Here is a 25861-nt window from a genome sequence, read left to right on the forward strand (position 1 = left end):
AGAAATTAAAAACGCACCAAAGCACTGCCCCACGCAAAACCTGCGCCGAAGGCTTCTAGCAGCAACAACTGCCCACGTTGGATACGGCCATCACGCACCGCTTCATCCAAAGCGATAGGCACAGATGCCGCAGACGTATTGCCATGTTTATTAAGAGTAACGACCACCTTGTCCATGGTCATATCTAACTTTCTGGCGGTTGCTGTGATAATGCGTAAATTGGCCTGATGTGGAACTAACCAGTCAATGTCGGCTTTATCAACCTTGTTAAGACGCAAGGTTTCCGTCACAACATGTGATAACTGTGTGACCGCCACTTTGAATACATCATTGCCCTTCATGGTCATAAAACCAACGGCTTCTGACGTCTCTCCAGCACGCGGAGGAAACGAGCATTTCAGCAAGTCGCCCTGGCTACCGTCAGCAAATAAGTGGGTAGCAATCACCCCAGGTTGCTCACTGGCCCCGAGGACGACAGCTCCGGCACCATCACCAAACAGAATAATCGTGCTGCGATCTTCCGGCTGGCATAACCGCGACAAGACATCTGAACCGATAACCAACACCTTGCGCGCGGTCCCCGCTTTGATGAACTGATCGGCAATAGATAAGGCGTAAATAAAACCTGAGCAAGCAGCTGCAACGTCAAACGCTGGCACCGGCTTAATCCCCAGCATGGCCTGAATTTCGCAGGCTGCGGCGGGAAAGGCATTAGAGGCACTGGTCGTGCCACAAATAATCAAATCGATTTCACTGGCGTCAATACCGGCCATTTCAATGGCCATGACCGCAGCGCTATAACCCATAGTTGCCACAGTTTCGTCACCGGCAGCAATACGGCGCTCTGAAATACCTGTGCGTTCAACAATCCACTGGTCACTGGTTTCCACCATTTTTTCCAGATCCTGATTGCTACGCACCTGCGCCGGCAGATAACTGCCAGTCCCAAGAATTTTTGTATGCATAGGAGAAATCAGCTATTGATGTCTAAAAGTATCGACTCGAGACGTTGTTCTATCATCTCAGGGAGTCGACGCGTAGCTTCGGTTACCGCCAGGCAAATAGCTTGAAGAAAAGCAGTTTCATCTGCGTTGCCATGGCTCTTAACCACTATTCCGCGCAATCCTATCAGACTTGCACCGTTATAGTGGTCGGGGTTCATCTGGCGCAAAACCGATTGAATACTGGGAGCCAACATCTTTGACAGCAGGAATGAAAAATCCCTGAGTCAGTCCCTGCCGCAGTTGATGCAGTAACAGACGGGCAATACCCTCAGAAGTTTTTAGCGTAATGTTACCCACAAAGCCATCGCAAACAATCACATCGACATTACCGCAGTAGATCTCATTACCTTCAATAAAACCCTGATAATTGATTTGCGGCGTATGTGTTAATAATTGTGCCGCTTGCTGCACCTGCCCATTGCCTTTGATCTCTTCGCTACCCACATTCAACAAGGCCACCGACGGATGCTGTTTTTTGGTCACCGCTTCACACAACACTGAGCCCATAACCGCAAACTGGAACAGGGTTTCAGCATCACAGGAAACATTGGCACCGAGATCAAGCAGATAAACGGGATTGTGATTGACGGTTGGCAGGCAACTCACTAATGCGGGTCGATCAATGCCTGACAGCGTTTTTAACACCACTTTGGCCATGGCCATCAGCGCCCCAGTATTACCGGCACTAACACAGGCATCCGCCCGATGCTCCTTGACTAAATCAAGCGCATAACGCATTGAACTCTGTTTACGGCAGCGCAAAGCAAATGCGGGCTTATCCCCCATGGCGACTATTTCTGGGGCATGAAGAATATCAATACGAGAGGTAATTTCTGTCTCGATTTGAGACAGCAAGGACGCGATCTGGTTTTCATCGCCAACCAGAATCAACTTTAGATTTGGATATATTCTAAGTGCCTGCACAGCGGCAGGCACTGTAACACGGGGGCCGTGATCACCACCCATTGCATCCAACGCAAGCGTCAGATCTGTCATAGGACAATCAACAAATTATTTGTTGATTACCTTTTTGCCACGGTAGAAACCGTCAGCAGTGACATTGTGACGAAGATGCACTTCGCCAGTGGTTGCATCTACTGCCAGCTGAGCAGTGCTCAGAGCGTCATGTGAACGACGCATACCACGTTTTGAACGGGATTTTTTGTTCTGTTGAACAGCCATTGATCTGTCTCCTGGATTACTTGCTCTTCAGTTTTTCTAACACTGCAAACGGATTCGGACGTTCTTGTTGAGCGTCTGCAATCTCGCCGACGGCCATATCGTTGGAACCAGCATGACATGAAGCCACATCATGAGACGGCACCAATGGCACAGCCAGGATTAATTCATCTTCAATCATCGCATGAAGACGAACTTCGCCAATTTCATCACACTCAATAGGATCGTACGTTTCCGGGAGCTCATCGATTTCTGCCTGTGTCCGACATGGACTAAAGCAAAATTCGACCGTAACCTCCGTGGTAAACAGTGTCATGCAACGTTGACATAACAGAGTGAGCTCCGTCACAGCCTTCCCTTTCAGGTAGACTATCCCCTGTAAATCGACACCACACTCAAGTGACACTGCCACATCGGAACAGTCGCCGGCACATAATTCGTTCAATCTTTTCAGCACTTTCCCAGACACTATCCCCTGATAATTCAGGCGACTGGTAGCGGCGCGAATTGGATCAATTGAAACCGGTATCTTTACTGTTTGCATAAGCAGGCGCGCATCTTATAGTTTGGAGCCCGCGGAGTCAAAGGAAATATAGCGTTAACGCGAAGAAAATACGCCTTAACTGGCTTGGCATCCGCATGCTCGAAATTGACGGAGGAAAATTTTACTCAAGCAGTGGCAGCTGTACAAGCGGCACACGCATAAAATAGCAGCAAACGGCGGCATATGAGTCAAAATCACTGCTTGCCAAACGAGGATAACAATACCGACAATATCGCCGACACCGATTTGATTTAAGGTAAACCGTGCCTACAAGCAATGCAGTAATTCCTGCCAGAACACTGGTCTTGGCTTCAACCTCCCGATTTCGGCAAGCGCTTTTGCAAAAACTAGGGCTGACTTTTGTTACCTGTGCGCCACAGGTTGACGAAACACCGCGGGCAGATGAATCGGCGCAGGCGCTGGTACAACGTCTAGCGTTGGCGAAAGCGATGGCTGGTGGCAAGTTGTATCCTGGTTCGCTCAGTATAGGTTCCGATCAGGTAGCCGTCATTGAGGGTAAGATTATTGGCAAGCCACATACAGCAGCCAAAGCCTGCGAGCAACTAACACAAGCATCAGGCAAGGCCATCACCTTTTATACCGGGCTGGCACTGTATGATGCCAATACCGCGGAAGCAGAAGTCACTCTCGAACCTTTTACCGTGCATTTCCGCCAGTTAACAGCAACACAGATTGCCAACTACGTTGCCCGTGAGCAGCCGCTATCCTGTGCTGGCAGTTTTATGTGTGAAGGTTTGGGCATCGCGTTGTTTGAACGGTTACAAGGCGACGATCCCAATAGTTTGATCGGGTTGCCCTTGATTGCCCTCACCCGCCTGTTAGCCAATAAAGGGATAGATGTGCTCGGTTAGCCGCTCAGGCGGTTAACACAGATAACAATGCTAACGGTTCACTGATAATGGCTTTGGGGCGGTGTAACTGTAGTTGTTCGCGACTATGGGCACCGTAACTGACACCAACGGCGGCCACGCCAGCGGCATTTGCCATCTGCAGATCCAATACTGAATCACCCACCATCAACGCCCGCGCTGCGCTTACACCAGTATGTGCGAGTATCTGCTGCAACATATCTGGATGCGGTTTGCTGTGAGCTTCATCGGCACAACGACTCAGTTGAAAGAAACGATCCAACCCTGTCTGCTGTAAAGAGCGATCCAATCCAGGACGTGATTTACCCGTGGCAACCGCTAACTGATAATGTTGCTGCTGCAATTGTGTCAGCAGTTCAGTAATCCCTGCATACAAAGGTGTGGCAACATGCGCTTGGCGCTGATAACTGTTGCGGTAACTCTGCTGCATTAAGGGATATTCCTGCGCGGGTCTTCCTGGGAAGAGTGTCTGCATCGCCTGCGCCAACGACATACCGATAATATCCCGCTGCGCGGCTTCGGACGGCTCCAGCAAGCCCATATCGCTGGCAACATTGCGCAAGCACGCCAGAATACGGCCGATGGAATCCATCAGCGTGCCATCCCAGTCAAAAATAATCAGATCGTAATGTTTCATCAATACCGCTCAAAATCGCTTACCAGGTTACACCCGAGTAAGTTTGTTCAACAGCGTTTGCAGTTCATCATCCAGAGGCGCCTGGATTTCGGTAGTCACTTCAGTTTCTGGATGGATAAATCGCAGTTGTGCTGCATGCAAAAACAGGCGATTCAATCCTAACGCCCGCATGCTGTCGTCAAATTTCTGCTCGCTGTATTTCTCATCACAGGCAATCGGGTGACCAACGTACTGACAATGAACGCGGATCTGATGGGTTCGCCCGGTCACCGGACTGGCTTTAACCAGCGTAGCTCCCTCATAACGTTGCATAATACGGAAGTGGGTTTCTGACGGTTTACCTTCGCTGTTTACCCGCACAATACGTTCGCCAGATGGCAAGGTAATTTTCAATAGCGGCGCTTTTACCATGCGATCATGGCTTTGCCACTCGCCACGAACTAACGCTAGGTAATCCTTCTGCATCTGCTTATTGCGTAGCTGATCATGCAGATGTCTTAATGCGCTACGCTTTTTGGCAACCAACAATACCCCGGAGGTTTCCTTGTCGAGCCGATGCACCAATTCCAGAAACTTCTGTTGCGGCCGCAATGAACGCAAGGCTTCAATCACGCCATAATCGACACCACTGCCACCATGCACAGCAATACCAGCGGGCTTATTCAACACCAAAATGTGTTTGTCTTCGAAAAGAATGCGCGCTTCCAGTTGCGATACCCGATGTAAATTGGCGGAAGGTGCTTGACGCGGATTCTCTTCACTGACTCTGACTGGCGGGATGCGCACTTCATCGCCAATCTCCAATTTGAATTCCGGTTTAATACGTTTTTTATTGACCCGCACCTCGCCCTTACGGACGATGCGATAAATCATACTCTTAGGTACACCTTTTAGTTTTGATAACAGAAAATTATCAATACGCTGGCCCGCATTGTCTTCGTCAATGGTCAGCAACTGCACCTGTCTGGTGATGGATTCTGGATTATTCATAACTCATGCGCGAAAAAAGAAAGCGCCTCATTGTACATGATGTGCTGCTATTTGATTGCTCTAATTTTTCATTTCGGCTATATTTCAGCAGCGAATGGTGACTTAGCCCGCCCGAGAGGCTAACTAACTCATTGTTCACTTTCTGGTCAAACAGAAGTTAACCTTACAAATTTTGGTAGCATCTCATTGATTTGCAGGCTGTTGTTAAAAGCTTTTTAGATAAATAGCGCTTTTACAGTCAAACCAACAAAGAACAAGTATTTTGGGTTCTCTTCATACAAGCACCAGCAATTTTAAAGAATATTATCATTAACCAGTTATCAAACGACAACGTGCGAAATTGGCATTACTGGACAGAATATAAAGAATTTATGGGGTTGGTTGATGTTTTACAACGAATTCCTTGTTTTTGTAATCATTGAAAAATAAGCCATAAATAGGATGCGACACGCAGCGACTGCGTCTAACAGCAATGCGCACCTCCTTGCCTGGGACTTTGCCGTGAGGCATTGGTAATTATACCCGAGGCCCGTAATGCAGTGCCGATGTGATGTTTGATGACCCATTGAGAAGAATGACGTCATCATGAAAAGGATGCTTATTAATGCAACTCAGTCTGAAGAGTTGCGCGTTGCCCTCGTTGATGGGCAGCAGTTGTATGATCTGGACATTGAAAGTCCCGGTCACGAACAGAAAAAAGCCAATATTTACAAAGGTAAAATTACCCGCGTTGAACCCTCTCTGGAAGCCGCATTTGTTGATTACGGTGTTGAGCGTCATGGCTTTTTGCCATTAAAAGAGATTGCCCGCGAATACTTTCCCAAAGGTTATTCATTCCAAGGTCGCCCCAGCATTAAAGAGGTGATCAGCGAAGGCCAAGAAGTTATTGTCCAAATCGATAAAGAAGAGCGTGGCAACAAAGGGGCCGCACTCACCACCTTTATCAGCTTGGCGGGTTCTTATCTGGTACTGATGCCTAACAACCCTCGCGCTGGTGGTATTTCACGGCGTATCGAAGGTGATGAACGCACCGAACTGAAAGAAGCCATGTCAGAGCTGGAAGTACCAGATGGCATGGGCCTGATTGTGCGCACTGCGGGTGTTGGCAAGGCCGCACCCGAACTACAGTGGGATCTGAAAATTCTGTTGCAGCACTGGGCCGCGATTCAGGATGCCGCTGCTAGTCGTCCGGCACCTTTCCTTATTCACCAAGAAAGTAACGTTATCGTACGCGCCATCCGCGATTATCTGCGGCGCGAAGTTGGTGAAATTCTGATTGACCATCCAAAAGTATTTGAACGTGCCAAAGAACATGTAGCTTTGGTTCGTCCAGACTTTGTTGAACGCGTAAAGCTGTATAAAGCCGAAGTCCCGCTGTTTACCCATTATCAAATTGAGTCACAGATTGAATCCGCCTTCCAGCGTGAAGTGCGACTCCCTTCTGGTGGTTCCATCGTTATCGACCCAACAGAAGCCTTAACCTCTATTGATATCAACTCCGCCCGTGCAACCAAAGGTGGCGATATCGAAGAAACGGCACTGAACACCAACCTCGAAGCCGCCGATGAAATTGCCCGCCAGTTACGTCTGCGTGACCTTGGTGGTCTGATCGTTATCGACTTTATTGATATGACGCCAGTTCGCCATCAACGTGAAGTTGAAAACCGTCTGCGTGATGCCGTGCAACATGATCGTGCCCGTATCCAGTTGGCGCGTATCAGTCGCTTCGGGTTGATGGAAATGTCCCGTCAGCGCTTGCGTCCATCATTGGAAGAATCAGCGGCTCATATCTGTCCACGTTGTCATGGTCAGGGCACTATCCGCGGTACTGAATCCTTAGCCTTGTCTATTCTGCGACTGATTGAAGAAGAAGCGATAAAAGACAACACCACGCAGATTGAAGCCGTGGTGCCAGTCGATGTTGCCGCCTTCCTGCTGAACGAAAAACGTAAAGCGATTCGCATCACCGAAGAACGGCATGATGTCGAAGTGTATATCATCCCAGATCCCAACATGACCACCCCGGATTACCGAGTGGTGCGCCATCGTGATGATGATGAAATCGACGAAGCCAGCTATAAACGTGTTGATGTGCCGGAATCACAGCTATATGAACCGCGTAAGCTGGAACGAGCTGTGGCACCACAGCCAGCCCTCAGCGGTTTTGCAACACCGGCTGCGCCCGTGATCACCACCCCAGCCCCTAAAGCCGCACCAGCCAAAGCCGCGGTTGAACCAGCTAAACCAGGGTTACTGAGCCGTTTACTCAAAAAACTGGCGGCCATTTTTGCGTCATCGGAAACCGAAGACACAACCGCTGATAAAGCGAAAAACGATAAGCGTCAGGATGATAATAAGCGTCGCCAGTCATCCCGTAACAACGATCGTAATAATCGCCGTCGTAGACCTGCGCAAGCAAAAGACAAAGAGCAGGAAGAATCCCCAGTTACCACTGCGGCAGATGGCAATAAGACCGATAAACCTGCACGCAAACGTCCGGCGAAGAATAGCCGCACCGACAAAGCGGACACAAGCAAAGCCAAAGAAACGAAGGACAAAGACGACAATACACGCAATAAGTCGGCTAAAGCTGAAGTAGCAGAAGAGCCGATCCAAGAAGTTGTGCGTGAACGTCGCCAGCGTCGAGATCTGCGCCGCAAAGTGCGTATCGAAAAGCAACCCGCAGATGAGGTGGCTGTCGCCGCTGTAAAAGCGAATGCGGAACAATCTGAGACAAATGTAGAAACTGCAGCAGCGCTGCCAGTAACCAGCGTTGACGAAAAGCCAGCACGTCGCAGCCGCAAGCCAGAAGCTAAAGCATCGGCATCGGCATCGACAGATAAAGTGCTCGACAGTGTTTCTGAATCCCCATTGTCGGGAGAAGAAAGCACTGAAGTCGCAGCGACTACCACTATGGCAGCACAAGCCACAACCGCTGAAGTTGCCGCTGCTGATACCACTGTTGCTGCCCCAGAAGTTGAAGCCAGTGCGGTTGAAACCACCAGCACAGATGAAGCCAATCCTGCGGTTGAAGGCAGTGATGCTGAGGCTCAAGACAACAGCAAGCGTGATGGTCAACGCCGCAGCCGTCGTAGTCCTCGACATCTACGCGCCGCATCAACGCCGTCGTCGTGATGAGCACAAAGACAACACAAACAATGACGTTGTAACAACAGAAGAGAGTGTTGCTGACGCGCCAGTGCAACAGCAAATTGCCTTGGAACTGGGAAGTGAACAGCCAGCCGCCGTTGCGACAGAAGCCACTGACAATGCTGCCAATGCCGTTGCCACTGAGTCAGCCCCGGTTGCCGATGCCGTGCCACCGCAAGCGTCTGTCACCGATGAGACAGCAACTGCGGCTGTTGTTGCGGCCGAAACAGTTACCGAGCCTGCAACCAAAGCCGTTGATATGACTGAAGCCCCAGCAGTAGTTGCCGCAGAACCGCAAGCGGTTCCGGCGGCAGAAGTTAAGGCCGAGGAAGCTACAGCCAATGTTGCTCAAACAACAGAAGTAGTGGAAACTGCAATCGCAGAAACTACCGCTGCGCCAGCAGTAGCTGAAGCGCCAGTAGTTCAAGAAGTGGATGAAGTCGTCACTACTGAAGAAGCGCAGCTTACAGAAGCCGCCGCAGTGGTTCACGCCAGCAGCGCAGCCTCAGCTCCAATGTCAAAACCAACTGCAGCAACACCTAAGTCAGTGAAAGTTGCCGCCGCTCACGTGGAAGAAGCAGCAGCGGAGCCTGTTCAGGTCGCTGAAGCGATTTCCGCACCTGTGAGTCGCTTCAGTTCCATGGTAGGGGCTAGCATGTCCAAGCCACAAGTTGAAGCCAGAGCTAAGGTGGAAGTCCCTCACGGCCATGAATATCAGGCCGAAGATACTCAGGTAACACCTAAACACAGCACCGGTAACGCGGCGACTTCGGATATGGCAAAACCTGAATAGCCAGTCGCCTCTGATAGCAAAGCCATGCCTGAGTGCATGGCTTTTCTTTTGAGGTATCTCACACTTTTTCCGGTCACCATTCTCTGTTAGTATGCGCGGCTTTGTTTTTAAGTGACGAGGAATACCCGCCACATGTTTGATCTTATCCGCGCCCAAGGTGGTAGCCCGCGCGCAGACATCCTTTCAGGACTAACAGTGGCACTCGCCTTAGTGCCAGAAGCGGTTGCCTTTGCTTTTGTCGCCCATGTAGCGCCTATGGTTGGCCTGTACGCCGCGTTTATTATGGGATTAGTCACTGCCGTTTTGGGCGGCCGCCCCGGCATGATTTCCGGCGCGACAGGCGCAATGGCGGTAGTGATGACAGCGTTAGTTGACAGTCATGGGATACAGTATCTATTTGCCGCAGTCGTTCTGGCCGGGGTATTACAGCTTGCTGCCGGCTTGTTCCGTCTAGGTAAATTCATCCGTATTGTCCCCACCCCGGTGATGATAGGTTTTGTGAATGGGCTGGCAATTGTGATATTTCTGGCGCAACTCGGACAGTTTCAAACCAAAGGCGCAGATGGAAACATGCACTGGTTATCGCAGCCAGCGTTATTGATTATGCTGGCACTGGTACTACTGACAATGGCGATCATCCATTTTCTGCCCAAGCTGACCAACGCTGTACCATCATCGTTAGTCGCCATTCTGGTGATAACCGCGCTGGTAGCAGGTCTGGAACTGGATACCCGCACCGTAGTTGATTACCTGCAAAACATGAGTGGCGATGCGACAGCAACTATCGCTGGCACCTTGCCTACATTTGCCCTTCCCGCAGTACCGCTCAGTTGGGATACGCTTTACATTATCCTGCCTTATTCCGCTATTTTAGCGGCGGTAGGTCTAATCGAATCGCTGTTAACTCTGACAGTTGTTGATGAAATGACGCAAACCCGCGGTCAAGGCAACCGCGAGTGTCTCGGCCAAGGCACCGGCAATGTGCTCAGCGGCTTGTTTGGTGCAATGGGCGGTTGCGCCATGATTGGTCAATCGATGATCAACATCAATTCCGGCGGTCGCGGCCGGTTATCTGGCATGACTGCGGCGATTACGCTGTTGTGTTTTATCCTGTTTGCTGCCAGTTTTATCGAGATGATCCCGCTGGCAGCACTGGTCGGCGTGATGTTCATGGTGGTACTTGGCACTTTTGAGTGGGCAAGTTTTAAGATGATGCGCAAAGTGCCAAAAACTGATGCGTTTGTGATTGTGCTGGTCACTGTGGTCACAGTATTTACCGATTTGGCAATCGCGGTATTTATTGGCGTCATAGTGTCGGCGCTGGTGTTTGCTTGGGAGCATGCCAAACAGATACACGCGAGTCGTACCGAAACCAATGACGGCCGAACCTGCTATCAGCTCAAAGGCCCATTATTTTTCGGCTCAACCGCTTCTTTTTTAGAGCTGTTTGATGCCAATGCGGATCGGGATGAGGTGGTTATCGACTTTCGTAATGCTCGGGTCTGTGATCATTCAGCACTGGAAGCTATTGATACCTTAGCCGAGCGCTATCTTAAGCTTGGCAAGCGGTTGCATCTACAACACCTGTCTGGAGATTGCACCAAACTGTTGCAGCAGGCTGGTGATATGGTGGAAATAGATCTGCTAACCGACCCCCATTATCGGGTTGCGGATGATCAGCTCGCCTGATACCACAAACAATTCAGGGGACATTCGTCCCCTGTCAGCACCATTGCATCACTATTTTTGCTCAGTGTTTTTTTGCCAGTCCGCAAAATAGTGGCAAATTTTTTCCAGTTTCGGGCCGATGACTAGCGAACAATAGGGTTGCTGCTGATGCCCAGCGTAATAGTCCAAGTGCTCCACTTCTGCCGGATAAAATGCTTGGTAAGCACTGAGTTCGGTCACAATACCTGCGCGATATTCACCACTTTGAGCCAACGCTTTAATAACAGCATCCGCGGTGGCAATCTGCTGCGCATCATGAGCAAAAATCACCGAGCGATACTGGGTGCCCACATCATTTCCCTGTCGATTCAGCGTGGTCGGGTCATGGGCGGCAAAAAGACTTCCAGTAACTGCTCATAGCTGATCTGCGCCGGGTCATACACTAGCTGCACTACTTCAGCATGTCCGGTATCGCCGTTACACACGCGGCGGTAATGCGCCGTACTTGCCTCGCCGCCAGCGTAACCTGGGGTCACCTGCAAAACCCCTCGCAGCGACTTGAACACCGCTTCTGTACACCAAAAACAACCGCCACCAAAGGTTGCCACAGCGGTAGCCGGTGCTACCGTCACGGGATCTTCGGCAGCTTCAAACACCATAGATACCGAGTTGACACAATGACGTAAATTCTTCGGTGTCAGATATTCACCCGCAAATACATGCCCAAGGTGAGCGCCACAGTTAGCACACAAAATTTCGGTACGTTGACCATCGGCATCGGTTTTTCTGGCAACGGCGCCGGGGAGCTCATCATCGAACGCGGGCCAGCCACAATGCGCCTGAAATTTATGTTCAGACAGATACAAAGGCGCACCACACTTACGGCACAGATAGCGACCAGGCGCCGCGTGCTGATAATACTGCCCACTAAAAGGTCGCTCAGTACCTTTATCTTCAATGACATAACGTTCAAAGTCATCTAAAGGTAGCATGGTTTTCATGGAATTACTCCTGTATTGCTCAGCGCCGCCAGCACTGATAACACCTAAGCCGCGGCATTCAGCTTGTGATCCCGATCACTTTACGTTGCTGCTGTTACAACATCAAGGTAGACTTGCGGCCAAACTGCCGCCGGACTAAAACTTCAACAAGTATCGCCATAAGTAGCGCATTCCATCTTAGTACACTGGCGGGATGACCTTATCTGATATACGCGGGCAAGAAACAGATGAAATTAGAAACGATAGACTTTCGTGCAGCAGATGCACCGCAACGCTTTGTTAAGTCACTGCGCCACACAGGTTTTGGGGTGCTGAGCAACCACCCGATTTCGCAACAACTGGTGCAAACGATTTATCAGGAGTGGCAGGCATTTTTCTCTCACCAGCCAAAGAGCAATATCTCTTTAACCCGGCAACCCAGGACGGTTTCTTTCCATCACGCGTATCAGAAACGGCCAAAGGTTACAGTGTTAAAGACATTAAAGAGTTTTTTCATGTTTACCCTTGGGGCCAACTCCCACCAGCGCTGAAAAACAACATTCTGGAGTATTACCAACAGGCCAATGCCTTTGCCGCACAACTGTTGGATTGGGTTGAGCGTTATTCGCCAACAGAGGTTGCCGCCAATTACAGTGAACCGCTGTCACAGATGATCAAGAACAGCCAGAAAACCCTGTTACGAGTGCTGCATTACCCGCCAATGACAGGTAATGAAACAACAGGCGCTATCCGCGCGGCAGCCCATGAAGATATCAACCTACTGACGGTACTGCCCGCCGCCAATGAGCCTGGACTACAGGTAAAATCGCTGGAAGGTGAATGGCTGGATGTGCCCAGCGACTTTGGCAATATCATCATCAATATCGGTGACATGTTACAGGAAGCCTCCGGCGGTTATTTCCCATCTACCACCCATAGAGTGATCAATCCCGAAGGTGCCAACATGGCAAAATCGCGCATTTCACTGCCACTATTCCTGCATCCTCGGCCAGAAGTAGTGCTGTCACAACGCTATACCGCTGACAGCTATCTGCTGGAACGTCTGCGCGAACTCGGCGTTATCTAAGGGGCGATGACCAAAGCCTGCGGGCGCTTTTGCTAAACAGGATGGTACAATACGCGACTTTTCAGATTCAGCAGGAATAAGCAATGGCGGTTCAATGGTATCCAGGGCACATGCACAAAGCCCGCAAAGAGATTGAAGAAGCAATGCCACAAATCGATCTGGTGATCGAAGTGTTGGATGCCCGCATCCCCTACAGCAGTGAAAACCCTATGGTGGCCAAGCTGCGTGGTGACCGGCCTTGTATTAAATTGCTGAACAAAGCCGATTTAGCCGATCCACTTGTTACCGCCCAATGGATTGAATATCTGGAACAGGAACAAGGCGTTAAGGCTCAAGCCATCTCAACCACCTTGCAGCCCGGAGCCTTAAAAGCGCTACCAGATCTGTGCCGTAAACTAGTGCCACAAGCCGAAGGGAATGTACGTGACATCCGCACCATGATCATGGGCATTCCCAATGTAGGCAAATCCACCATCATCAATACACTGGCTGGCCGAGTTGTAGCAAAAACCGGGAACGAACCCGCCGTGACCAAAGGCCAACAGCGCATCAATCTGAAAAACGGCATAGTGCTGTCCGACACGCCGGGGATCTTGTGGCCGAAAGTAGACAATGAAGCCTCTGGTTACCGTCTGGCCGTCACGGGAGCCATTAAAGATACCGCGATTGAATATGACGATGTTGCCATGTTTGCCGCCGGTTATTTCCTGGAAGCCTACCCAGAACAGATCAAAGAACGTTATAAGCTGGATGAACTGCCACCAACCGATATTGAACTGCTAGAAGAGATTGGTCGCCGTCGTGGTGCACTGCGCTCTGGCGGTTATCTGGATCTGCATAAAGCATCAGAATTGTTGTTGCATGAATACCGCGCTGGGAAAATTGGCTTATTGTCGCTAGAAACCCCAGCCATGGCCGAAAAAGAGAAGGTCGAAGTCGCTGAAATGCTAGCGCTTAAAGAAGCCGAAAAGAAGCGCGCCGCGCTGAACAAAAACGTAAGCATTCTGGCAAACGCCACTGACACTACGCGCCATAGGCTCAATCATCACCACCGCATAACGCCCAAGTGGCGTCTCGCACCACATCAGGCCGTTTTGCATTGGGTGAGGCAAGAGTTTATTTTTGCGCCATTTTGGGATAGAGTCTGTGCCATCGTATTTCGCGGAATGACGCTGGCCATTGTCCCCACATCCTGCTGAGTTAAATCACGTGCTTTAATCTCTGTTTTCGGCCAGCACTAGCACGGGATTGCTGTTTGAGTTGCTCACAAATTCAACGCCTAACTACAGTCCTTCTGTGCTGTATCAGCCCCACCCCGTGGTTTACGCTCATAAAGGCTCAGTTTCGGTTATAGGGATAGTTTGTGATCCTGGCGCATGCGCCTCAGGAACAGGCACTGCGTCATGGCTCAATTGATAGTCAGACCTTACTCGAAGGAATCTGGCAAACCTAGGTTTACCTTTGCTTGTCATGCCGGAATAAGCAAAGGTGATCCAACTGCCAATGGCTGGAGGATTGGCTCGCTGCGCATCGCTAAAACCGCTGCCAATACGAAATTGCACGCCTAACGCCGTCTCGACCAACAGCGCCCCCATCATGCCCTGATATTTGCCCTTGCCCGGTAAAATCGCCAAGACCTGCGCTTCGTCATCCAGCACCGCTTTGAGCTTAAATACATTATCACTGCGGCCACTGGTGTAAATGGCATTACGGCGGTGCAACATTAAGCCTTCGCCTCCTTGAGCCAATACAGCTTTTAGCCAGCGTTGTAATGCAGCATTATCAGTAACCTCACGTTGTGGGATGACTTTCAGATAAGGAGTCAGGTTGTCAAAGCTGGCAAACTGTTGGTAACGCTCGGCAAAACCACCAGCAATAGTCGGCGCATCAAACAGATACAGTTTAATGACGCGCCAAGCCTCATCGTTACCCTGGCTTCTGGCTGCGGCAGAAACGGCATCGAAACTGCCGTAACCACCCCATAACTCACCTTCTAACGGCTGTTCTGGCAATCCGGCGGTAAACCAAGCTGGGGCATCAATTGCCAACCCTGAGCGGCTCAGTAACCGTTTCCCATCCCAGCGTGCTCTCACGCCATCGAGTTTTTCACTGACTAAAAACGCATCTATTGCATGCTGTGATTGCCAGATTTTAGCGAGTTCCGGTGCTGGAATAGTTGTGGCGGCGACCGGTGAGATAACAAGCCATCCGGCGATCACGCCAAATAACCCGATGAGTTTACTAGCGAATGTGAATAACCGCATTTCTGGCCTCCCTGCCTGAATAGGTGTTGTTTCAGTCTAGCGCATTAAATCGTCATGGGGACAAATCACCGCTGACACTTTCCCTTAAGGTAACTGATGGTATACTGTCGCGGCTTTTTTACCGCCACTCAGTAACTGACTGTGATTGCGGTTTTTTCTTCCTTATCTGGGCCTATGTTGAGATTATGAAACCAGCTAATAACCACGGAATTAAGCGTATTTTTCGCGCCACCGGTTTTTCCATGCAGGGACTTAGATCTGCATGGGTGCATGAAGCAGCCTTCCGTCAGGAGGCTATTCTAGCACTGCTCATGTTGCCGTTTGCCTTGTGGGTGAACATACCTGCCGTGGAAAAGTTATGGCTGATCCTGACAGTGTTTATTGTGCTGATCGTTGAGCTGCTGAATTCCGCCATAGAAGCGGTGGTTGATCGTATCGGTGATGAATATCACCCACTCAGTGGTCAAGCCAAGGACATTGCCTCTGCCGCAGTATTTATGAGCTTGTGTCTGTGCGGTATCACTTGGCTGGTTATCTTGTGGCCCTTGCTGAAAGCTGCCATGTAACGCTTATTTCAGGCCTGTGCTTTCAAGTAGTTTACCGCCTGTAGGATCTGTGGCAGACGGTCATTGCTGGTCAGATAAGAAACATAAACATTGCGGCTGATGGTGTCAGTGGCTGGCACCCAGTGCAGTTGGCCTTTATCAATAAAAGGTTGCACCATTTTCTGTGGCAAGAAGGCACTGCCGCCGTTATTCAACAAAAAATCCAGTGCGATTCTGGCCGAGCCAGTGTGCAATACTGGCAGCGGCAACTCAGTAAAATCACGTGCATGCTGAATATTAAAAGCCGTTCCCCAGTCAACCTTAATGTATTGCAGTTTTCGCACCGCCGCTAATGAATCAACCACGACATTACTGACCAGCCCCAATACCACTTCACCCACGGGTAATAGCTCAAATTCTTCCAACTTTGGCGGATCAAATGAAATCGCCAGATCAAGGGTTCGCTCCATCAGTTGCCGGGTCATCACTGACTGGTTCTGCACTTCAGTGCGCAACGCCACCCCGGAAAGACCTTTATGCAAGCCTTGCAGATAATCTTGTAGGTAAGCGTCCCAGATATTGGGCGCGGCACCAATGGCGAGCTGCACCGATTGCACCTGACTGAGCGATACATCCTGTTTAGCGCGCTCCCAAGCCAGTAACACCGCTTCGGCATGGACTAACATGCGCTCTCCGGCGGGAGTGGGCTGAATGTTGTTCCGTTGCCGTTCAAACAGTTCAACGCCCAAGATCATTTCCAGTTGTTTTACCCGAAAGGAAACCGCACTACGGGTCAGATAGAGATTTTCGGCCGCTTTACCGAAATGACGCGTGTGAGAGACTTCCAGGAAAGTTTTAAGCAGGTCGGTGTCCATAAAAATTCTTTATCAAACAAGACAAATTTTTTGATTTATAAATCAATCATACTAGCCAATACTCTGCTTGCAAATCTCTGACACAGGTAATTTTGCAAGGATATGACCATGTTAACCACGACTTCTTCATCTTCTTCAGTGCCGCAGGATAATGCTGTGAGTTTTACCGCGACACGCCGTTTCTATGATGATGCTAACTTTCCCAAGGGCTTTCGGCGCTGTGGGGATTTTACCCAAAAAGAAGCCGAGTTGCTTGAGGCCCATGGCGTTGCCATGCAAGCACTGGCCGCAGGCAGCCTGTTGCCACGCACCAGTGATGAACAACGCTTTGTTGAGGTTATCAAAGGATTACAAGCAGCAACCAGCCCGCTGGAAAAACTCTGGATAAAGTACACCACGCTGGCATTGGGGCGACCGTTCTATGCCGTTGTTGGCACCAATCTGGTTAGGCCATCGGAAGCCGATGCTTATCTGGATGTCTTAGATAGCGATATTGCGGACGAAGACGAAGAGCCCAAGGCGGAAGAAAAAGCCTGATCTTGACTCATAACGGCGAAGAATTAAGGGAGGCTTTATGCCTCCCTTGTTATTGCATCACTGTATTTGCAACTGCTCACAGACCGTCTTGCGCCCGACGCTTTTTAAAATCGGAATCTTCGAGCCATTTAGGCCAGTCATGGCTGTTTGCCAGTTTGTTGAGAATATCGCTCATTAAGCTTAAATCCTGCGCCACACCACCCAAGTTCCACTGCGGATCATAACGGTCGGCGGGCTGATGATATTTATGGGCAATATAATCTGGGTCGGTATCACCGAGGCTCAGAAACAGCAATCCCGGTACGCCTTCCTTAGCCAAAGCAAAATGATCAGAACGGAACATCAAACCATTTTGAGGTCTAGGATCGGCTCTCACTGCACGCCCTTGGGCTTTAGCCGCATCCGCCAGATAGTGTTCCAGCTCAGAAACACCATCGCCGTAGCGCAGCACATAGTCCGTAGGTTTGCCGACATTCATACCATCGATGTTAAGCAATGCCACCAGCTTTTTGGTAGGAACCGGTGGGTGCTCGGCAAAATACTGCGCGCCCAATAAGCCATTTTCTTCGGCGGTAAAGTTAGCAAACAGAATGGAGCGTTTAGGTGCGGCTTTGCCCTTCAAGCCTTTAAAGTGGCGAGCTAAAGCCAATACGCCAGCCACCCCTGAAGCGTTATCAACCGCGCCATGGTAGATGGCTTCTTTACCATCGACCATGGCCTTGCCCAAGTGATCCCAATGGGCATGCATCACTAGCCATTCATCCGCCTGTGTTGTCCCCGGTAATAATCCCGCGACGTTATGCGATGTGGCTCGTTCAATATGGTTGTTTATGGTCAGATTGGCTTGCAAGGGTAGCGCCACCGCTTTGAAGCCTGGGTGCACAGCCGTCAGTTTTAACTGCTCATAATCCAGCCCCGCGGCATGAAAGATCTGCTGCGCCACCTGGTGCTGGATCCAACCCATAACGCCGACATGAGACAAGTTGTTATTGTCGTCAACCAAGGTGTATTTGCTGTTAGTGTTGCTGCTTTCCACCACATTCCAGCCATAGGCTGCTGGCGCGGTTTCATGCACAATGAACACTGCTTTAGCGCCTTGCCGTGCGGCTTCTTCATACTTATACGTCCAGCGGCCATAGTAGGTCATAGCGTTGCCTTTAAACACCTTGGGGTTCTGTGTTGCAAACCCTGGGTCATTCACCAGCACAATAACCGTTTTACCTTTGACATCAACGCCAGCGTAGTCATTCCAGCCATATTCCGGCGCATTAATGCCATAGCCCACAAACACGACATCACTGTTAACTAACTGCACCTGTGGCACGACCTGCTCGGTGCGTGCGGTAAAATCTTGACCATTGCTGAAGGTCAGCTTGCCGATATGCAGTTGCATCTGCTGATCTGCGGTGATCTTCGCCATCGGCACATCTTGCACGTAGCTATCACCAAACCCGGGCTTAAGCCCCATGTCGCGGAACGATTTTTCCAGATAATTAATCGTCAGTTTCTCGCCTTCTGACAACGGACCGCGACCTTCAAATTTATCACTGGCTAAGGTTTTAACATCTTGCCGATAAGTGGACTCATCAAAATGGAAAGGGCCGGCATTGACCATAGGCAACCATAAGATGCCCAGCAAACCGACCAAATATGAGGGTTTCACAGCTTATTCCTTACTTCTGAGATTTTTCTGTTGGATTTTCATTGTAACAGCGAATATGCTGCCGACAATCGTCAGCTTGAGCAACACTCTGTTAAATTGTAACAAGTTGCTCGCGACATATTAACATATTGCTATAACAGACCACGGCAACACCCATGACCCAATCACTACTGCAGCAAGCGGCACAATATCTGAAAAAAGCACTGCCGTTGATGCTGAAATATCAGATACCCACTACGCCCACTAACTATGCGCTGTGGTACACCTATGTCAGCGAGCAAAATTCCCAGCTCAACGCCCAGCTTGATGAAGTCATATCGCAGTATCAAACCTGCCCGCCAACCACAGCAGAAGTGCTATATCAGCAACATCTAGGTGATCCCAAAGATCTTAACGTCCACAATTTGCGACAGAATATGGAAGCCATGACCACGGAACTGTCGCAATCGCTACGCGATACCAGCATTGATACGGACTCCTTTCGCAATAAGCTGGAAGCAAACTTTGGTAAGTTGAGTCTGTTGGAACAAGAATCCTTCAGTCTGGAACAGGTGATGGATATGGTTCGAGGGCTGGTACAAGACTCAGATGATATTATCAACAGTACCACCTACTTCACCCGGCAATTGGATAAAGCCCAACAGGAAATTGAGGCGCTACGGCAACGGTTGTCAACCGCTGAACATGATGTAATGTACGATGCGCTAACTGGCTGCTTTAACCGCCGCGCCTTTAACCTAGATCTGCATGCGTTACTGCAACAGTCACCGGAAGGCACTTGCTTGATCCTCAGTGATATCGATCATTTCAAAGATTTTAACGACACCTACGGCCATGTGTTGGGCGATCAAGTATTAAAAGCGGTGTCCAAGCGGATGCAAGATAGTTGTCGTGATGGCATTAAACTGTACCGCTTTGGTGGTGAAGAATTTGCCGTTATTGTGCCCAAAAGTCAGCAGCGCATCGCCAGACAGTTAGCAGAATCAATGCGCCGCTCGCTGGAAAAAGTCACGGTGCGTGATAGAAAACAACACGCCAGTGTTGGCAATATCAGCGCCAGCTTCGGGGTCAGCGAATGGCAGCCGAAAGACTCGACTGCCAGCCTGATTGAACGCACAGATCAACTCTTGTATGAAGCCAAGCGCTTAGGCCGTAACCGGGTGATGCCCATAAACGGCTAGCGGGTATCAAGTGAATTAAACTGACGGGTGCGTAGCTTCGGCGGCGGTCTGCTGTTCATGCAAGATGACGGGTGACGCCTCACCCGTTTTGTTCAATACTGGATTGGCATACATCGCCAAGAAAATATCCTGCTGGGCACTGGCAATTGACTGCAACCGCTGCTGGAATAGCGCCCGCTGTTGCTGACAGTCCGCTAACTCAACCTCACTCATGTGCTTCGCTATATCATCTGACCCAGTGAGTTGCTGATATGCCAGCAAGTTACTGGGATACAGTCGATAATTTTGCCAAATCTGCCGATCTATCTCGGCAGCCACCGCCTCAGCATTGCCGTAGTCAGCCGTCAACGGTTCGCCAAAGGCCAGATGCACATGACCTTTAAAGCCTGCAATCCCCGCGGCGATGCTAGCAATATCCTCATGGGTCTGTTTGCGATATTCCCCGGTCTGGCGCAAGCTGAACAGCTCTTGCGTTTTGGCTGCATCACAAGGGTCCCACTCATACGAGATTGCCACCGGCACAATATTCAGTTCGCGAATATAATCCGCATATTCCTGGGTTTTCGGCCGATTCAACGCCAGCATTGAGATAATCGCAGCGTTAGTACCGTCGTTACCGTCTTTGGCCCGGCCTTCACGTTGCGCCAGCCACACATGACTGTGTTCTTGCTGCAATGAGTGTTGAATAAACGCCGACAGATGTTTTGAGGCTTTGAGTTTTTCTCGTGGGCTTGTGGCTGAACGCTTGACGATAAAGCTTTTGTTTAAGCGCATTAAATCCGCCACATAGTCTTTAGTCAGCAGGTTATCACCAATAGCGATGCGTACTGTCTGCTGTCCATGGGCGAATAACGCCATATTGATAAACGCCGGGTCCAGCGCAATGTCGCGATGATTGCTGATAAACAGATAGGCTTTATCTGCCGCCAATTTATCCAAGCCAGAAAAACTCAGCTCGGTCACGGTTGTCGCCATCATCCGCTGCATATAAGCGACCACCACCTGTTGGACATCCGCCACCGTTTGCAAGGTACCAAGTTGATGATGCAGATGCTGGTTCACCAACCAGTCTGTGAGCCAAGGAGCCAAGTGGCTCAAGCGTGGAAACCGCCAGCGCGCCAGGGTGCGCCGGAGTTCATGACTTTGCAGAATACGCGCCAGAGCAGCAGACACTTCACCATCTTGATAGGGACGGATGTCATCAAAAGAGCTGTTTTCAGTCATTAACCGTTTATAGCCTACAACGTAAACGCCAATTCTGGCGCAGGAAGTAAAACGGCAAAATACCGGAAAGCTAGACTGATGACTAGCTCATCAAGCACATTCCTGATGATTAGCGCAATGTTAATCGCCGTAAACCTGCCTGGCGCGGGTAGTTTCAGGCTGACCGTTGCAGTGGTGCAATTTCTTCAGCTTCCACCAGAAATCGTAATTCCGCACCGCCTGATAACGCATTAAATGGGTAACAGGTCACCAAGGTGAGCAATGATTCATCACTGTTTTCCAACCATTGGGTTTGTGATTGATGCACAATGCGGGTCGCTCGAATGCGGTAAAAGTGTGTGGCACCGTCCATCGTCTGCAAGCGCACTGTCTGCCCGCGCCTAGCATAGGCCAACACCGCGAAATGAGTATCACGATGCCCGGCAATCACGGTATTGCCCAACTCGCCCGGTTTGGCACTACTCATCATCTGCGCCGGGCCAAAGGCCAGATTGCGGCCACTGGCTCCGGCCAATACATATAATGGCGGGTTATCACCAATCCACAATTTGCCAACGGGATGGGTGTCGGCCCAAAACCAGGGTTTATGTGGTTGTCTGTCTTGCAGACTTTTGTTCCAGGCTTCCTCAATCAGGTACTGGGCAAACATTGCTTTAGCCTGCATATATCCTCCTTTCGCTACCAAAATCAGTCCTGACAACAACAGCAGTATCATTGCCAGACTGACGCACAGTGGCTTAACTCCGGCTGACCAGTTGCCGACAAAGCGCTGTTGTGGAGCACTGATAAAAATCATTAACAGCGCTCCACGACTAGCAGTCGTTGCCGCCAGCGCCAAAGCCCCAGCGCCGCCGCCAGCATCAAGGTGCCTAATAACAGCAGCAAACGGCTGTTGGTAGCGGTTTGTGGCATACGCCCCGGAGCTTGCCACCCCGCAGGATTAACATTAGCAACTTCGCCATTGGCATTATGTTGAGGATCTGTGTTGACGGGCGTTACATCGACCGCCACTAGGCTGGTGTAACTGCTGACCAAATGGTATTTCAGTGCCAATGCCGTTACCTGCTTCGCGGTACGCTCAGCATTTTCACTGTTGCGCGCCATTTCCAATGAGGCTATCTGTTGTCTGGCCCACAGCAAATCCAATCCGCGTTTATGGGTATCGGCTGGCAGTAACAGTTGTTGCTGCCAAAACTGCCCTTGCAGGGTGCCGGAAACTATCAATGTCTTTTGCTCAGTACTGCGTTCACGCAGGCTGATCACCATAGGTTCGCCCATATACAGATCGGGAATATGTGCTGGCCAATAGTCCGGCACCGTGCCATCGCGGTAATGCAGTTGCACATCGGTGAGTGTTGGCGCCGCAATTTTGTTGAGCAATGCCACCGTTTTTGCTCCACTTCGTGCATATTGCCAATATAAGTGAAGGTGCCTCGCCCCAATTCTGCGGCTCGCCGCATAAAATGGCTGTTGGGAGCGCTGCCGATGCCGATAGTGAATAAGCGGCTATTGCCCAGACGGTCACGGATCATGGTAAACAGGTCATTTTCATTACCCACGGCGCCATCGGTCATAAAGATCACTTGCCGTAACGCCTCTGCGGAGCCATTCGCTCCAGTATCACCAGTAAATGGCAACGCCTGTTGCAGTGCTTTGGCCATTTCCGTGCCGCCATTGGCCTCCAAACTGCGCACAAACTGCTGTGCCCGGCCAATATTGTGCGCGGTCACAGGCAAAGCTTGCGCTGCCAATTGTTGTACCTCGGAGCTGAACGCCAGAATGTTAAAACTATCCTGCGGTTTAAGGCCTGACAGCGCGTACAGCACCGCGCTCTTGGCTTGTGCCATCGCATCCCCAGACATTGACCCGGAAGTATCAATCACCAATATCAATTCCCGTGGGTTATCGGTCTGCGGTTTCACGGCTGGCGGCATCATCATCAACAGGCTGTAACGGCTGCTATCTGGCGCCGCATTTTTATCCATATTCTCGTTATGGCTCAGCCCAAGTTGGCTATATAGCGCGGCTTCGGGAACCACTGCCGCTTGTGGTTGCCAGTTAAGGACAAAGTCCCGATCCGGCAAGGTATTTACCAAGGTAACGGCCACACTGCCATCAGGCTGTGGCTGTTGTTGGATCTGATGGCTAGAGCAGCTCACCGCGGCCAAGGGCAAACCGGCATCCAGCGCGATGCTAATACGGGTACGATTGCTACTGGCTTGCTCCTGCTTCAGTGCATGGCTATCCAGCATTGGTGTTTGCAGTGATAAAGCATCTTGCAATTGCGTTGCCGATGCCAGCATAGAAGCTGGAATGTAGCGCGGCGTCAGGGTCATAGGAAATCTCAGACTGAATTGACCATCACGATAATCCAGCGTCTGCTGATAACTAAACCGGATCTCCAGCATTTGTCCTGGCCCCAGATTTGCCACTTCCGCGGTAAACAGATTTGGCCGCTGCTGGCTCAGCAAGCTGGCGCGCTTGCCGTCAGCTTTCGCCTGTTCATAGAGCTGTCGCGCCTCTTTTTTGGGTTTGATCTGCCCTTCTATCAGCCGCTCACCAATTTTCATCTGCAAGCTGTCCACCGCCGAGTTTTCTGGCAATGGGAACAGGTAGCGGCCATTGAGCCACTGTTCACTGTGATTGGTGTAATGTTGGGTGACGGTAACTCGGTTGGTCAGCCCAGATACCTGCATATTCACATCGGTTTGCAACGCCGGCGCAATATGAGTGGCATTGTCACTCTGCCACTCCAGTGTACCTGTGCCCGGCCACTCGGGATTAAGCACCATATCTTCTGGTGTCTGTGTGGATGCCACGGCAGATACCGAAGCTAGCAGGTTGAACAGCAATACCGCTAACAGTAACAAGCCGCCCCCTTGCATCAGGCCGAACAGCCAGTCAGGCAGCAACGCCTGACTGCTGGACAGAGTTCCTTCGGCGAGGGTTTCATCGCGGCGAGCAGTTCCGGCCAAGGCGGCGGAAAATTCCTTTTTCATTGGCGTATCCTCGGCTTACTGCTGATTGTTGGCGGCCAGCGCTGCATCAGGACTTTGCAGACGCAGAGTCACCCGGCGATCAAAGAAGTCGCCTTCCAGACTTTCGTTCTGGCTTAATGGCGCGCTGGCACCATAAGCACTCGCGGTAAGTCTGTCACCTTGCACGCCTTGCTGGATCAGAAAATCACGTACGGCTTGGACGCGCTGCTCTGATAATTGCTGGTTGAATTCGGCTGAGCCCCGACGATCGGCATAGCCAGAAAGATCCAATGTCAGTTCGGGGCTAAGTTCATGGCGTAAGCGATATCTTTCAGCTGTGTCGCAAAATGCGGTTCAATCTCAGCCGTGCCGGTACGAAACTGTACATTCATCCCCACGGTCAATTCTTCCAGCTTGGAGGCACGAGCCGCTTGTAAGGTGTTGAGTTGCCGCTGCGCCTCGGCATATTGTGTTTGTAACTGCTGCAACGACTGCTGTTGCTGATTAAGCGCGGTAATTTGCTGTGTCTGTGCATCTAATGTCTGTTGCTGGGCTTTGATGTATTTGTCATCCCCCACACTTTTACCCACCAGACTGCCACTGAAGGCACCCACAATCGCCCCCACCGGACCGCCGACCACGGCCCCTAAAAGCATACCGCTGCCGAAACCTACGGCGGCTTCGGTTTGATTGTCCTGGCGCTGCTGTGCCATTGCCGGCATTACCATCAGAGAAGAGATCACTAACGCAGAGATAATATGCTGTTTCATTTCACGGTTTCCTTGTTGTAAACGTTAACTTGTTGTGGTGTCGATGGAGACATTAAACCTGGGTGAAATGGCCGTTAAAGGGAGCAAAAATGGCAGTTCTGCGATCAATTGTGGCAACAAAATGGCATTTGCCTTTGCACGCTTTTTTATCGGGCAAATTGTTGTATAGTCACGGCTAATTATTGAGAACAAGAGATGACAGTGCCCATGAAACGCATCGCCATCGTGGAAGATGAAGCCGCTATCCGCGAGAACTATAAAGATGTATTACAAAATCAGGGCTACAGCGTGCAAGGTTATGCGAACCGCGCTGAGGCGATGCAGGCATTCAATACCCGGCTGCCAGATCTGGCCATTATTGATATTGGGCTGGAACATGAAATTGATGGTGGTTTTACCCTGTGTCAGGCGCTGCGGGCAATGTCCGGTACGCTGCCAATTATTTTTCTGACGGCGCGCGACAGTGACTTTGATACGGTTTGCGGGCTGCGACTCGGCGCGGATGACTATCTCAGCAAAGATGTGAGTTTTCCGCATTTGTTGGCGCGTTTAGCGGCGCTGTTTCGGCGCAGTGAGTTAGCCGATAACAGCAATCAGAGTGAATCCTTGATGGAGCGCGGACACTTGTCGATAGATGCCAACCGCATTCAGGTGTGTTGGAAAAATGTCCCGCTTGAACTTACCGTAACCGAGTTCTGGATGGTACATGCACTGGCAAAACATCCCGGCCATGTGCGCAGCCGTGGCGACCTGATGCAGGAAGCCAAAATCTATGTGGATGACAGTACCATCACCTCCCACGTTAAACGTATCCGCAAGAAATTTCTGGCGCTCGATGCGGAATTTGACTGCATCGATACGGTATATGGCATGGGTTATCGTTGGGATAGTCACGCGTGAAG

General features: G+C 50.5%; 20 protein-coding genes and 4 pseudogenes. 9 read left to right on the forward strand and 15 right to left on the reverse strand.

The features are described from left to right. Positions 1–5 precede the first annotated feature (5 nt). The 4 genes and pseudogenes from KHX94_RS00620 to yceD all read right to left on the reverse strand — a co-directional run bounded on the left by KHX94_RS00620 (position 6) and on the right by yceD (position 2727). A complete protein-coding gene (locus tag KHX94_RS00620; protein ID WP_213681989.1) occupies positions 6–965 on the reverse strand; it encodes a beta-ketoacyl-ACP synthase III in 960 nt (319 codons plus the stop codon). An 8-nt stretch (positions 966–973) separates the two neighbouring features. Then, positions 974–2000 (reverse strand): annotated as a pseudogene (gene plsX, locus KHX94_RS00625) (phosphate acyltransferase PlsX). 15 nt (positions 2001–2015) lie between these two features. Continuing rightward, positions 2016–2186 (reverse strand): 50S ribosomal protein L32, encoded by a 171-nt coding sequence (gene rpmF / locus KHX94_RS00630; protein ID WP_189615602.1) that lies wholly within the window; start codon positions 2184–2186, stop codon positions 2016–2018. Positions 2187–2202: 16 nt separating this feature from the next. Further along, the gene (gene yceD / locus KHX94_RS00635; RefSeq protein WP_213681990.1) at positions 2203–2727 is read right to left on the reverse strand and encodes a 23S rRNA accumulation protein YceD; all 525 of its coding nucleotides are present in this window, start codon (positions 2725–2727) and stop codon (positions 2203–2205) included. A 263-nt stretch (positions 2728–2990) separates the two neighbouring features. Here yceD and KHX94_RS00640 point away from each other — a divergent pair, with 263 nt between their 5' ends. Further along, positions 2991–3599 (forward strand): Maf family protein, encoded by a 609-nt coding sequence (locus KHX94_RS00640; RefSeq protein ID WP_244859267.1) that lies wholly within the window; start codon positions 2991–2993, stop codon positions 3597–3599. Between the two features lie 4 nt (positions 3600–3603). Here the strand turns inward: KHX94_RS00640 and KHX94_RS00645 are convergent, their stop codons facing one another. Both KHX94_RS00645 and rluC read right to left on the reverse strand, forming a co-directional pair. Further along, a complete protein-coding gene (locus KHX94_RS00645; RefSeq protein WP_213681991.1) occupies positions 3604–4254 on the reverse strand; it encodes an HAD-IA family hydrolase in 651 nt (216 codons plus the stop codon). 27 nt (positions 4255–4281) lie between these two features. Continuing rightward, a complete protein-coding gene (gene rluC, locus KHX94_RS00650) occupies positions 4282–5244 on the reverse strand; it encodes a 23S rRNA pseudouridine(955/2504/2580) synthase RluC (protein WP_213681992.1) in 963 nt (320 codons plus the stop codon). Between the two features lie 585 nt (positions 5245–5829). Here rluC and rne point away from each other — a divergent pair. Together rne and KHX94_RS00660 are read left to right on the forward strand one after the other, a co-directional pair. Next, positions 5830–9187: pseudogene (gene rne, locus KHX94_RS00655) on the forward strand (ribonuclease E). Positions 9188–9319: 132 nt separating this feature from the next. Next, positions 9320–10876, forward strand: a complete 1557-nt coding sequence (locus tag KHX94_RS00660) for a SulP family inorganic anion transporter (RefSeq protein WP_213681993.1) — start codon at positions 9320–9322, stop codon at positions 10874–10876. 51 nt (positions 10877–10927) lie between these two features. On the opposite strand, the pseudogene KHX94_RS00665 reads toward KHX94_RS00660, so the two are convergent. Further along, a pseudogene (locus KHX94_RS00665) lies at positions 10928–11847 on the reverse strand (bifunctional methionine sulfoxide reductase B/A protein). A gap of 236 nt (positions 11848–12083) precedes the next feature. Here KHX94_RS00665 and KHX94_RS00670 point away from each other — a divergent pair. Both KHX94_RS00670 and ylqF read left to right on the forward strand, forming a co-directional pair. Then, positions 12084–12922 (forward strand): annotated as a pseudogene (locus KHX94_RS00670) (isopenicillin N synthase family dioxygenase). Between the two features lie 83 nt (positions 12923–13005). Continuing rightward, positions 13006–14121 carry a ribosome biogenesis GTPase YlqF gene (ylqF, locus tag KHX94_RS00675; protein ID WP_213681994.1) on the forward strand — a complete coding sequence of 372 codons (1116 nt, stop codon included), beginning with the start codon at positions 13006–13008 and terminating at the stop codon, positions 14119–14121. Between the two features lie 129 nt (positions 14122–14250). Here ylqF and KHX94_RS00680 read toward each other — a convergent pair whose 3' ends face one another. Further along, positions 14251–15186 carry a DNA ligase gene (locus KHX94_RS00680; protein WP_213681995.1) on the reverse strand — a complete coding sequence of 312 codons (936 nt, stop codon included), beginning with the start codon at positions 15184–15186 and terminating at the stop codon, positions 14251–14253. A 185-nt stretch (positions 15187–15371) separates the two neighbouring features. Here KHX94_RS00680 and KHX94_RS00685 point away from each other — a divergent pair, with 185 nt between their 5' ends. Further along, positions 15372–15752 (forward strand): diacylglycerol kinase, encoded by a 381-nt coding sequence (locus KHX94_RS00685; protein ID WP_213681996.1) that lies wholly within the window; start codon positions 15372–15374, stop codon positions 15750–15752. Positions 15753–15760: 8 nt separating this feature from the next. Here KHX94_RS00685 and hdfR read toward each other — a convergent pair whose 3' ends face one another. After that, a complete protein-coding gene (gene hdfR / locus KHX94_RS00690; RefSeq protein ID WP_213681997.1) occupies positions 15761–16606 on the reverse strand; it encodes an HTH-type transcriptional regulator HdfR in 846 nt (281 codons plus the stop codon). Positions 16607–16714: 108 nt separating this feature from the next. On the opposite strand from hdfR, the gene KHX94_RS00695 reads away from it, so the two are divergent. Further along, positions 16715–17143 (forward strand): MaoP family protein, encoded by a 429-nt coding sequence (locus KHX94_RS00695; protein WP_244859268.1) that lies wholly within the window; start codon positions 16715–16717, stop codon positions 17141–17143. A 76-nt stretch (positions 17144–17219) separates the two neighbouring features. On the opposite strand, the gene KHX94_RS00700 is transcribed toward KHX94_RS00695, so the two are convergent. Further along, positions 17220–18758, reverse strand: coding sequence for a M28 family metallopeptidase (locus KHX94_RS00700; RefSeq protein ID WP_213683281.1), 1539 nt, complete (start codon positions 18756–18758; stop codon positions 17220–17222). Between the two features lie 203 nt (positions 18759–18961). On the opposite strand from KHX94_RS00700, the gene KHX94_RS00705 reads away from it, so the two are divergent. After that, complete coding sequence (locus KHX94_RS00705; RefSeq protein ID WP_213681999.1) at positions 18962–19987, forward strand: diguanylate cyclase domain-containing protein; 1026 nt, start codon at positions 18962–18964, stop codon at positions 19985–19987. Between the two features lie 15 nt (positions 19988–20002). Here KHX94_RS00705 and KHX94_RS00710 read toward each other — a convergent pair whose 3' ends face one another. From KHX94_RS00710 to pdsO, 5 genes are all read right to left on the reverse strand, one after another. Then, positions 20003–21211 carry a 1-acyl-sn-glycerol-3-phosphate acyltransferase gene (locus KHX94_RS00710; RefSeq protein WP_213682000.1) on the reverse strand — a complete coding sequence of 403 codons (1209 nt, stop codon included), beginning with the start codon at positions 21209–21211 and terminating at the stop codon, positions 20003–20005. Positions 21212–21365: 154 nt separating this feature from the next. After that, positions 21366–21926, reverse strand: coding sequence for a class GN sortase (locus KHX94_RS00715; protein ID WP_213683282.1), 561 nt, complete (start codon positions 21924–21926; stop codon positions 21366–21368). Positions 21927–22470: 544 nt separating this feature from the next. Further along, complete coding sequence (locus KHX94_RS00720) at positions 22471–24210, reverse strand: marine proteobacterial sortase target protein (protein ID WP_213682001.1); 1740 nt, start codon at positions 24208–24210, stop codon at positions 22471–22473. A 15-nt stretch (positions 24211–24225) separates the two neighbouring features. Next, a complete protein-coding gene (locus KHX94_RS21330) occupies positions 24226–24480 on the reverse strand; it encodes an OmpA family protein (protein WP_342345792.1) in 255 nt (84 codons plus the stop codon). Between the two features lie 2 nt (positions 24481–24482). Then, on the reverse strand, positions 24483–24959 hold the full coding sequence (gene pdsO / locus KHX94_RS21335; protein WP_342345793.1) for a sortase-associated OmpA-like protein PdsO: 477 nt from the start codon (positions 24957–24959) through the stop codon (positions 24483–24485). 207 nt (positions 24960–25166) lie between these two features. On the opposite strand from pdsO, the gene pdsR reads away from it, so the two are divergent. Continuing rightward, positions 25167–25859 carry a proteobacterial dedicated sortase system response regulator gene (pdsR, locus tag KHX94_RS00730; RefSeq protein WP_213683283.1) on the forward strand — a complete coding sequence of 231 codons (693 nt, stop codon included), beginning with the start codon at positions 25167–25169 and terminating at the stop codon, positions 25857–25859. Positions 25860–25861 lie beyond the last annotated feature (2 nt).

The sequence above is a fragment of the Shewanella dokdonensis genome (genome assembly GCF_018394335.1).
GTDB lineage: Bacteria > Pseudomonadota > Gammaproteobacteria > Enterobacterales > Shewanellaceae > Shewanella > Shewanella dokdonensis.

Excerpts from the sequence above, each read along its gene's own strand:
- KHX94_RS00620 (WP_213681989.1), bottom strand. The coding sequence starts at position 965 with ATGCATACAAAAATTCTTGGGACTGGCAGTTATCTGCCGGCGCAGGTG.
- ylqF (WP_213681994.1), top strand. The coding sequence starts at position 13,006 with ATGGCGGTTCAATGGTATCCAGGGCACATGCACAAAGCCCGCAAAGAG.
- rluC (WP_213681992.1), bottom strand. The coding sequence starts at position 5,244 with ATGAATAATCCAGAATCCATCACCAGACAGGTGCAGTTGCTGACCATT.
- pdsO (WP_342345793.1), bottom strand. The coding sequence starts at position 24,959 with ATGAAACAGCATATTATCTCTGCGTTAGTGATCTCTTCTCTGATGGTA.
- KHX94_RS00700 (WP_213683281.1), bottom strand. The coding sequence starts at position 18,758 with ATGGTCAATGCCGGCCCTTTCCATTTTGATGAGTCCACTTATCGGCAA.
- KHX94_RS00680 (WP_213681995.1), bottom strand. The coding sequence starts at position 15,186 with ATGCGGTTATTCACATTCGCTAGTAAACTCATCGGGTTATTTGGCGTG.
- KHX94_RS00645 (WP_213681991.1), bottom strand. The coding sequence starts at position 4,254 with ATGAAACATTACGATCTGATTATTTTTGACTGGGATGGCACGCTGATG.
- rpmF (WP_189615602.1), bottom strand. The coding sequence starts at position 2,186 with ATGGCTGTTCAACAGAACAAAAAATCCCGTTCAAAACGTGGTATGCGT.
- hdfR (WP_213681997.1), bottom strand. The coding sequence starts at position 16,606 with ATGGACACCGACCTGCTTAAAACTTTCCTGGAAGTCTCTCACACGCGT.
- KHX94_RS00705 (WP_213681999.1), top strand. The coding sequence starts at position 18,962 with ATGACCCAATCACTACTGCAGCAAGCGGCACAATATCTGAAAAAAGCA.
- pdsR (WP_213683283.1), top strand. The coding sequence starts at position 25,167 with ATGAAACGCATCGCCATCGTGGAAGATGAAGCCGCTATCCGCGAGAAC.
- KHX94_RS00685 (WP_213681996.1), top strand. The coding sequence starts at position 15,372 with ATGAAACCAGCTAATAACCACGGAATTAAGCGTATTTTTCGCGCCACC.
- KHX94_RS00715 (WP_213683282.1), bottom strand. The coding sequence starts at position 21,926 with ATGATACTGCTGTTGTTGTCAGGACTGATTTTGGTAGCGAAAGGAGGA.
- KHX94_RS00710 (WP_213682000.1), bottom strand. The coding sequence starts at position 21,211 with ATGACTGAAAACAGCTCTTTTGATGACATCCGTCCCTATCAAGATGGT.
- yceD (WP_213681990.1), bottom strand. The coding sequence starts at position 2,727 with ATGCAAACAGTAAAGATACCGGTTTCAATTGATCCAATTCGCGCCGCT.
- KHX94_RS00695 (WP_244859268.1), top strand. The coding sequence starts at position 16,715 with ATGTTAACCACGACTTCTTCATCTTCTTCAGTGCCGCAGGATAATGCT.
- KHX94_RS00660 (WP_213681993.1), top strand. The coding sequence starts at position 9,320 with ATGTTTGATCTTATCCGCGCCCAAGGTGGTAGCCCGCGCGCAGACATC.
- KHX94_RS00720 (WP_213682001.1), bottom strand. The coding sequence starts at position 24,210 with ATGAAAAAGGAATTTTCCGCCGCCTTGGCCGGAACTGCTCGCCGCGAT.